The organism is Pseudomonas sp. C5pp, from assembly GCF_000814065.1.
Taxonomy (GTDB): domain Bacteria; phylum Pseudomonadota; class Gammaproteobacteria; order Pseudomonadales; family Pseudomonadaceae; genus Aquipseudomonas; species Aquipseudomonas asiatica.
In genome coordinates, this window is record NZ_JWLN01000005.1 from 218,886 (window position 1) to 226,292 (window position 7,407).

Consider the following 7,407-nt stretch of genomic DNA (forward strand, 5'->3'; position numbering starts at 1 on the left):
CTCACTTGCCTCCGGTCAGGATCTGCAGCGGCGCCAGGCCGCGCTGCACACTCGAGTTGACCATGTTCGAGATGCCATTTCCCGAGCCTGTACCGCGGCCACCGGCCAGGTTGGGCAGTTGGGACTGGTTATTGAGGTTGCCGCCCAGGTTGTTGGTCTGCTGGGTAATCAGGGTGCTGATGCCCGCACCGCTGCTGATGTTGGCGAAGTCGCCATCACTCAGTTCGTTGGTTTGCTTGAGGATGTGAGCGGAAGGATTGGCATTGACGGTGGTGGGGTTGGGGTCGGGTCTTAACGGCGGGACCATAGCGTTGCGTGTCTGCACATCACGGGTTATCACGATGATGCCGTTGTCGGCCTGGGCCGTCAGGCTCAACGAACCCAGCACATAGCCCATCAGCAGCAGGTGATAAAGGCGTTTGTCAGTTTTCCTCACGACGGCAACTCCTTCAATGAGCGCTGGCCCTGTTCAGCGATGTGAACGAGGGAGCAGAAGGTGTGCCGCTTTTTAAAAACGGTTTCAGATCAAAAGGTTAGGGTAGTCACCATGACAAGCTGCGGCATATTCTGTCTCAGGGCTGAAACAGGCAGCCTCGAATGGTGCAGGCAAAGCCAGTGTTGGCCTTGATTGGAAGGGTTTTTGCAGGAGTGTTTCAGCGCCTTGACATTACTTTCGACGCCCCGCAAGACCTCATGTTTTCAGGGGCTTCGCCCCACAAGGGTGTGTCAGTGGGTTAACACTCGGTGGGGCAGGATGGCGTATCGCTATCAATGAGCTTAGCGACTGTTTGCAGTGCCAGCAACTGGCGTTGTGGCCAATCGCCCTCAATTATTTTGTACGCTTGCTCATGCCGTTGCAGCCAGTGCAGGCTGTCGTCGAAAAAGCGCTGGCGGTCGCGCAGTTCGGGCTGGCTGCGCTGGCCATCGGCAACCCAATCCACGCCTTGCGGGCTCAGCAGCAGGTGCAGGTGGTAATGCCGCGCCAGCAACGCCTGTTCCAGCCAGGCCGGGCAGTCGCCGAACAGGGCGTGGCTCCAGAGCATGTTGCTGAGCAGGTGAGTGTCGAGAATCAGTAGCGACGGTGCCTGCTCACGGGCCTGGTCTTCCCAGGCCAGCTGACCACGAGCGATGGCAGGGATATCGGCATAGCAGGTGTCGCGGCGTTCCTGATCGATGAAGTGGCGCACGTATTCGGCCACCACCACGCCGCCGAAATGCGCCTGGATCACACCGCTGAGCCAGCTCTTGCCGCTGGATTCCGGGCCGCACAGCACCAGTACTTTCATGGATTGTGCCGCGCTCATGGCTGCACCAACGCCGGGTCACGGCGCCATTCCAGCCAGCCGCGCACGGCAATCAGTGTGAGCACGGCGAAGAAACCGGCGGTGAAGTACAACTGCTGGTGCAGGTACTGGCCCACGTAGACGATATCTACCACTACCCACAGCGGCCAGCACTGCAGGCGCTTCTGCGCCATCCACAGTTGTGCCACCAGGCTGAAGCCGGTCAGGGTAGCGTCCAGCCAGGGCAGGGCGGCGTCGGTCCAGGTGGCCATGGCCGCGCCCAAGGTGGCGCTCAACAGCACCCCGCCGGCCAAACCGACGAGCAATGCCGGGCGCTGCAGGCGGGTGACTTGGCGGGCGTCTCCAGCATGGCCCGGGCGCTTCCATTGCCACCAGCCGTAGACCTGCAGGATGGCATAGGCCAGTTGCAGCAACATGCCGGAGTACAGCTTCACCTCGTAGAACAGCCAGCCATAGATCAGCACCATGACCAGGCCGATGGGCCAGCACCAGGCATTCTGCTTGACCGTGAGCCAGACAGCGGTGACGCCGAGGACGGCGGCGATGAGTTCAAGGCCGGACATCGGCGATCCTTGGAGACTGCGGGGAGGGGCGCGATTGTATCTGGTCGGCCGGAGAAGGTGTAGGGCGTTGGGGCCTTTGGGGCTGCTTTGCAGCCCATCGCGACACAAGGCCGCTCCTACAGGGGGACGCGATCGTCTGTAGGAGCGGCCTTGTGTCGCGAAAGGGGCGCAAAGCGCCCCCGGCATTATCAACCTTATACCCGGAACTGCCGCAACAGTTGCTCCAGCTCTTCGCTCAGCTGCCCCAGCGCCATCCCGGCATCGCTGGACTGCCGCGCCGCGTCGGCGGTCTGCTGAGACAACCCGGCAGTATCCAGCACGTTGCGGTTGATCTCTTCTACCACGTGCGACTGCTGCAAGGTGGCGCTGGCGATGGAGGCATTCAACGCCGTGAGGTTGTTCAGTGATTGGTTGATGGCATCCAGGCTGGCACCGGCCTCGCGGGCCTGCTCGACCGTCTGGCGCGAGGCCTCGCTGCTGGTATCTATGGCTTTGACCGCGGCGTCCGACTGGCTTTGCAGGTGCTCGATCATGGTATGGATCTCGGCCGTCGACTGCGCCGTGCGCTGGGCCAGCAGGCGCACCTCGTCGGCGACCACGGCAAAGCCACGGCCCTGCTCGCCGGCCCGCGCCGCCTCGATGGCCGCGTTCAGCGCCAGCAGGTTGGTCTGTTCGGCGATGGAGCGGATCACATCCAGCACACCACCGATGCGCGTGCTGTGCCCGGCCAGTTCACGGATCACCTGCACGGCCTGGTCGATGGTCAGCGACAGCCGGTCGATCTGCGCCAGGCTGCCGTGAATGGCCTCCTGGCCGTGTGCCACCTGCTGTTGCGCGGTGCGCATTTCACCGGCGGCCTGCTCGGCGGTCTTGGCCACGTCTTGCACGGCGTAAGTCACTTCGTTGACCGCGGTGGCCACCTGGTCCATCTGCAGCGATTGCTGGGCGCTGTGCTGCTGCGCGGCACCGGCGTTGTCGCCGACATGCCCGGCGGACCGGGCCAGGGCATGGGCCGCGCCTTGTAACTGGCCGACCACGCCTTGCAGCTTGCCATTGAAGCGGTTGAAGTGCTCGCCCAGGTGGGTGATTTCGTCACGGCCGTGAGTGTCCAGGCGTCGAGTCAGGTCGCTTTCTCCACTGGCGATGTTGCCCATGGCCTGCACTGCTTCCTGCAACGGGCGGGCGATGCTGCGCGCAATCAGCATGACCACCAGCGCCATCAGCAGGGCGATGGCCACGCCCACCAGCGAGGCGTCGCGCAACTGGCGGGTGAATTCGGCCTGCACGTCATCGACGTACACGCCTGAGCCGATGATCCAGCCCCAGGGCTTGAACAGCTGGATGTAGGACGTCTTGGCCACCGGCTCGCTGGCACCGGGCTTGGGCCAGCGGTAGTTGACCGGCCCGGCGTCCTGCTGCCGGGCCAGGGCGACCATCTCGTTGAACACGGCAAAGCCGTCGGGGTCGCGGATGGCCGACAGGTCCTGGCCGTCGAGCTTGGGGTTGGCCGGATGCATGATCATCTTCGGCCCCAGGTCGTTGATCCAGAAGTAATCATCGTAGTCGTAGCGCAGCGCGCGTACCACTTGCAGCGCCTGTTGCTGGGCCGCTTCGCGGCTGAGTGTGCCGGCTGCCTCCAGGCCTTGGTAATAGGCCAGCACACCGGCTGCGGTCTGTACCACGTGGCGGGTCTTTTCCGCTTTGGCCTGGTACAGGTCACCGTGGATCTGGCGCAGCATCAGCAGGCCCAACACCACCAGCATTGCCACCGCCACCAAAAGGATCAGCCACAGACGGCGGCTGATAGACATCGATCTCAGGGTTTTCATACCACAGCTCCCGCATTGTTCTTTTTATTCAGGCGCATCCAAGCATGCTTTGCGCGAGGCCCCCACACGACTAATGGCTAAGTGCTATCCATTCAATAGTCTGCAGCAGTTTGTACAAGGTGATTGCGAAGGCGCTCTGCTAGGATTTCGGCCGCGCAAGATGAAACCTTTAGGCGGCGTGAACTTTTCTACTGGCATTACGCCCAACAGTCGCTGTAAAACAGCCGGGCCGCGCGCGGCAATTTCAAGCAAATCAAGAACAAGGGGCCTGCAACGAGCAGTGCTCCATCGGGGGAACGATGGATTTTTGGACTGCCTTCCAGGCAATCATCTTAGGCGTGGTCGAAGGGCTGACGGAGTTTCTGCCAATCTCCAGTACCGGTCACCAGATCATCGTCGCCGACCTGATCGGGTTTGGTGGCGAACGGGCCATGGCTTTCAACATCATCATTCAGCTGGCGGCGATCCTGGCGGTGGTGTGGGAATTCCGCGGCAAAATCTTCGACGTGGTCTTCGGCTTGACCAGCCAGCCCACGGCGCGGCGTTTCACCGGTAACCTGTTGCTGGCGTTCCTGCCGGCAGTGGTGCTGGGCGTGCTGTTCGCCGACCTGATCCATGAATACCTGTTCAACCCGATCACCGTGGCGGCTGCGCTGGTGGTGGGCGGGGTGATCATGCTCTGGGCCGAGCGCCGCGAGCACCGTGTGGAGGTGGACCACGTGGACGACATGCGCTGGAGCCACGCGCTGAAGATCGGCTTCATCCAGTGCCTGGCGATGATCCCGGGCACTTCGCGCTCCGGTTCGACCATCATCGGTGGCCTGCTGTTCGGCCTGTCGCGCAAGGCAGCGACCGAGTTCTCGTTCTTCCTGGCGATGCCGACCATGGTCGGTGCGGCGGTGTATTCGGGCTACAAGTACCGCGACCTGTTCCAGCCCGGCGACCTGCCGGTATTTGCCATCGGCTTCGTGACCTCGTTCATCTTTGCCATGATTGCCGTGCGTGGCCTGCTCAAGTTCATTGCCAACCACAGCTACGCGGCGTTCGCCTGGTATCGCATTGCCTTCGGCCTGCTGATTCTGGCGACCTGGCAGTTCGGCTGGGTTGACTGGGCGACGGCCCATGGCTGAGGTGGCACGGGGGCAAAGGGTGGAGGGCGTACGTAATGTGCGCCTGAAGCTGCTGGTGTTGGGCCTGCTGTGCCTGCTGCCGGGCCTGGGCGCGGCGCGCATGGCCTGGGTCGACCAGGCCTGGTGGCCGCTGGCGTTGTACCCGGTAATGAGCCTGATCAGCCTGCTGCTGTATTGGCAGGATAAACATCAGGCGCGTACCCAGGCCTGGCGTACGCCCGAGAAGGTGCTGCATGCCAGTGAGCTGCTGGGCGGCTGGCCTGGGGCTCTGCTGGCGCAGCAGCTGTATCGACACAAGACTCGCAAGGTTTCGTACCAGCTGGTGTTCTGGGGGATTGTGATGGTGCACCAGGTGTTTTGGGCGGACTGGCTGTTTCTTGGCGGGCGGTATCTGCCCTTCAGTTGATATGTGATTGTGCCGGCCCTTTCGCGGGTAAACCCGCTCCTACAGGTACAGCACAAGACTTCAGACCAGTGGAGAACCCTGTGGGAGCGGGTTTACCCGCGAAAGGGCCAGCACAGGGAATTCACAATAGCAATCCCACCTGCAACCGCTTTGGCAACCGCCGCACCACCAGCTGGTGCGAGCGCTGCAACAGATCACACAGCTCCTCACGCCCCATGGGGTAGGGCGATGCCATGCTGATCCACCGCGCCCGTGCCAGATACGGCGCAGGCCGCACCCCCGGGCGGTCGCAGTAGCCAAGAAACAGTTCGTCGGCCACTTTGAACGACAACCCCGCACCCGCCAGGTCGAGCACCGCGAACATCTTGTTGCCCGCCACCGAGAACACCCGGATGCCGCCCCATTTGTAGTCTTCCCGCGCACCCGGCAGGCTCAGGCAGAACGCTGCCACCTGGGCTTCGCTCATGTTTCGCTCAGACATACTTTTCTCCACAGGCCTCGAACGACGCCGCCAGGTGGTCGATCCATACCCGTACCGCAGGCAGCAAGCCGCGCCGGTGCGGGTACACCGCCTGCAGGTAGCCACCCGGCAGCGACCAGTCCGGCAGCAGGCGCACCAGTTCGCCGCGCGCCAGTTCTTCTTCACAGAACATGCTGGGCAGCGCGGTAAACCCGAGGCCTGCCCGTACAGCAGCATTACGTACTACGAAATCATCGATGGCGAGGCGCGGTTCCAGGGCGATTTCCTGCTGTTTGCCGTGGGGGCCGAACAGGCGGAAGTGTACCAGCCGGTCCGCCTCGGCAGCGCCCAGCACCGGCAATGATGCCAGTTGGCCCGGTTCGCGGATGTGGTCGGCGAAACCGGGCGCTGCAACCAGTTGCATCTGCGCCTGGCGCAGGCGGCGGGTGACCAGGGCCGGGTCTTCATCGCCCAGGTCGCGTACGCGCAGGGCCACGTCGATACCTTCGGAAATCAGGTCGACCCGGCGGTTGAGCAGCACCATGTCCAGTTGCACCAGCGGGTACTGCGCAAGAAAGCGGCTGATCACATCCGGCAGAAAGGCGTGGGCCAATGCAACCGGGCACGACACCCGCAAGCGCCCGCGCGGTTCGCTGCTCATGCTGGCCACGGCTTCGTCGGCGGCTTCGGCTTCCAGCAGCATGGCCTGGCAGTGGTGCAGGTAGCGCTCGCCCACCGCGGTGAGCTTCAGTTGCCGTGTAGTGCGTTGCAGCAGGCGCGTGCCCAGGCGTTCTTCAAGCTCGGCGATACGCCGCGACAGGCGCGATTTGGGGATGCCCAGCTGGCGGCCGGCTGCGGCGAAACCGCCGGCTTCGACCACGCGGGCGAAGTAGAAAAGGTCGTTGAGGTCTTGCATGGGAATGTCTCACTGTTCCACCAGTAGGACAAACTAACGCATTTTTGCTGCCTTATCAGCCATTGTTGATGTCGGTAGGATTCTCCCCATCGTGATCGCCCAATGTCGCGGTCTTCATTCACAGGAGAATCCCATGAAACTGTTGCACATCGATTCGAGCATCCTGGGCGACAATTCCGCCTCCCGCCAACTGAGCCGTGAAGTGGTCGAAGCCTGGAAGGCCGCCGACCCGAGCGTGGAAGTGGTGTACCGCGACCTGGCCGCTGACGCCATCGCCCACTTCTCCGCGGCTACCCTGGTAGCGGCTGGCACCCCGGAAGACATGCGCGACGCAGCCCAGGCCTTCGAAGCCAAGCTGAGCGCGGAAACCCTGGAAGAGTTCCTGGCTGCCGATGCCGTGGTGATTGGTGCGCCGATGTACAACTTTACCGTGCCGACCCAGCTCAAGGCTTGGATCGACCGCGTTGCCGTCGCCGGCAAGACTTTCCGCTACACCGAAGCCGGCCCGGAAGGCCTGTGCGGCAACAAGAAGGTAGTGCTGGTGTCCACTGCCGGTGGCCTGCACGCTGGCCAGCCGACTGGCGCCGGGCATGAGGACTTCCTCAAGGTATTCCTGGGCTTCATCGGCATCACCGACCTGGAAATCGTCCGCGCCCATGGCCTGGCTTATGGCCCTGAGCACCGCAGCCAGGCGATCGATGCTGCCCAGGCGCAGATTGCCAACGAGCTGTTTGCTGCTGCCTGATCGAAGGTACGCGATCGAATGTAGGAGCGGCCTTGTGTCACGCGACTGGAATAG

General features: G+C 62.9%; 9 protein-coding genes and 1 pseudogene. 3 read left to right on the forward strand and 7 right to left on the reverse strand.

The features are described from left to right. Position 1: 1 nt before the first annotated feature. The 5 genes and pseudogenes from RR51_RS06345 to mcpP all read right to left on the reverse strand — a co-directional run. Positions 2–436 carry a hypothetical protein gene (locus RR51_RS06345; protein WP_013972460.1) on the reverse strand — a complete coding sequence of 145 codons (435 nt, stop codon included), beginning with the start codon at positions 434–436 and terminating at the stop codon, positions 2–4. Positions 437–734: 298 nt separating this feature from the next. After that, positions 735–1,304 carry an AAA family ATPase gene (locus tag RR51_RS06350; protein ID WP_039612962.1) on the reverse strand — a complete coding sequence of 190 codons (570 nt, stop codon included), beginning with the start codon at positions 1,302–1,304 and terminating at the stop codon, positions 735–737. Continuing rightward, a complete protein-coding gene (gene pnuC, locus RR51_RS06355; protein WP_039612963.1) occupies positions 1,301–1,867 on the reverse strand; it encodes a nicotinamide riboside transporter PnuC in 567 nt (188 codons plus the stop codon). Before pnuC ends, RR51_RS06350 begins: the two co-directional genes overlap by 4 nt. A 194-nt stretch (positions 1,868–2,061) precedes the next feature. Then, on the reverse strand, positions 2,062–2,796 hold the full coding sequence (locus RR51_RS31885; protein ID WP_404940922.1) for a methyl-accepting chemotaxis protein: 735 nt from the start codon (positions 2,794–2,796) through the stop codon (positions 2,062–2,064). Between the two features lie 138 nt (positions 2,797–2,934). Then, positions 2,935–3,696 (reverse strand): annotated as a pseudogene (mcpP, locus tag RR51_RS31890) (methyl-accepting chemotaxis protein McpP); the annotation flags it as partial. Positions 3,697–3,995: 299 nt separating this feature from the next. Here mcpP and RR51_RS06365 point away from each other — a divergent pair. Together RR51_RS06365 and RR51_RS06370 are read left to right on the forward strand one after the other, a co-directional pair. Continuing rightward, positions 3,996–4,826 carry an undecaprenyl-diphosphate phosphatase gene (locus RR51_RS06365; RefSeq protein ID WP_003258998.1) on the forward strand — a complete coding sequence of 277 codons (831 nt, stop codon included), beginning with the start codon at positions 3,996–3,998 and terminating at the stop codon, positions 4,824–4,826. After that, complete coding sequence (locus RR51_RS06370; RefSeq protein WP_039612965.1) at positions 4,819–5,232, forward strand: DUF1294 domain-containing protein; 414 nt, start codon at positions 4,819–4,821, stop codon at positions 5,230–5,232. Before RR51_RS06365 ends, RR51_RS06370 begins: the two co-directional genes overlap by 8 nt. Before the next feature lie 121 nt (positions 5,233–5,353). On the opposite strand, the gene RR51_RS06375 is transcribed toward RR51_RS06370, so the two are convergent. Together RR51_RS06375 and RR51_RS06380 are read right to left on the reverse strand one after the other, a co-directional pair. Then, positions 5,354–5,713, reverse strand: coding sequence for an MmcQ/YjbR family DNA-binding protein (locus RR51_RS06375; protein WP_039612966.1), 360 nt, complete (start codon positions 5,711–5,713; stop codon positions 5,354–5,356). Then, positions 5,706–6,608 (reverse strand): LysR substrate-binding domain-containing protein, encoded by a 903-nt coding sequence (locus RR51_RS06380; protein WP_013972466.1) that lies wholly within the window; start codon positions 6,606–6,608, stop codon positions 5,706–5,708. Before RR51_RS06380 ends, RR51_RS06375 begins: the two co-directional genes overlap by 8 nt. 133 nt (positions 6,609–6,741) lie before the next feature. Between RR51_RS06380 and RR51_RS06385 the strand changes: the two genes are divergently transcribed. Then, complete coding sequence (locus RR51_RS06385) at positions 6,742–7,353, forward strand: FMN-dependent NADH-azoreductase (RefSeq protein ID WP_003258995.1); 612 nt, start codon at positions 6,742–6,744, stop codon at positions 7,351–7,353. Positions 7,354–7,407 lie beyond the last annotated feature (54 nt).

Bases quoted from the DNA above. Each gene is read 5' to 3' on its own strand.
- RR51_RS31885 (WP_404940922.1), bottom strand. From the start codon at position 2,796: ATGGACCAGGTGGCCACCGCGGTCAACGAAGTGACTTACGCCGTGCAA.
- RR51_RS06350 (WP_039612962.1), bottom strand. From the start codon at position 1,304: ATGAGCGCGGCACAATCCATGAAAGTACTGGTGCTGTGCGGCCCGGAA.
- RR51_RS06365 (WP_003258998.1), top strand. From the start codon at position 3,996: ATGGATTTTTGGACTGCCTTCCAGGCAATCATCTTAGGCGTGGTCGAA.
- pnuC (WP_039612963.1), bottom strand. From the start codon at position 1,867: ATGTCCGGCCTTGAACTCATCGCCGCCGTCCTCGGCGTCACCGCTGTC.
- RR51_RS06370 (WP_039612965.1), top strand. From the start codon at position 4,819: ATGGCTGAGGTGGCACGGGGGCAAAGGGTGGAGGGCGTACGTAATGTG.
- RR51_RS06385 (WP_003258995.1), top strand. From the start codon at position 6,742: ATGAAACTGTTGCACATCGATTCGAGCATCCTGGGCGACAATTCCGCC.
- RR51_RS06375 (WP_039612966.1), bottom strand. From the start codon at position 5,713: ATGTCTGAGCGAAACATGAGCGAAGCCCAGGTGGCAGCGTTCTGCCTG.
- RR51_RS06380 (WP_013972466.1), bottom strand. From the start codon at position 6,608: ATGCAAGACCTCAACGACCTTTTCTACTTCGCCCGCGTGGTCGAAGCC.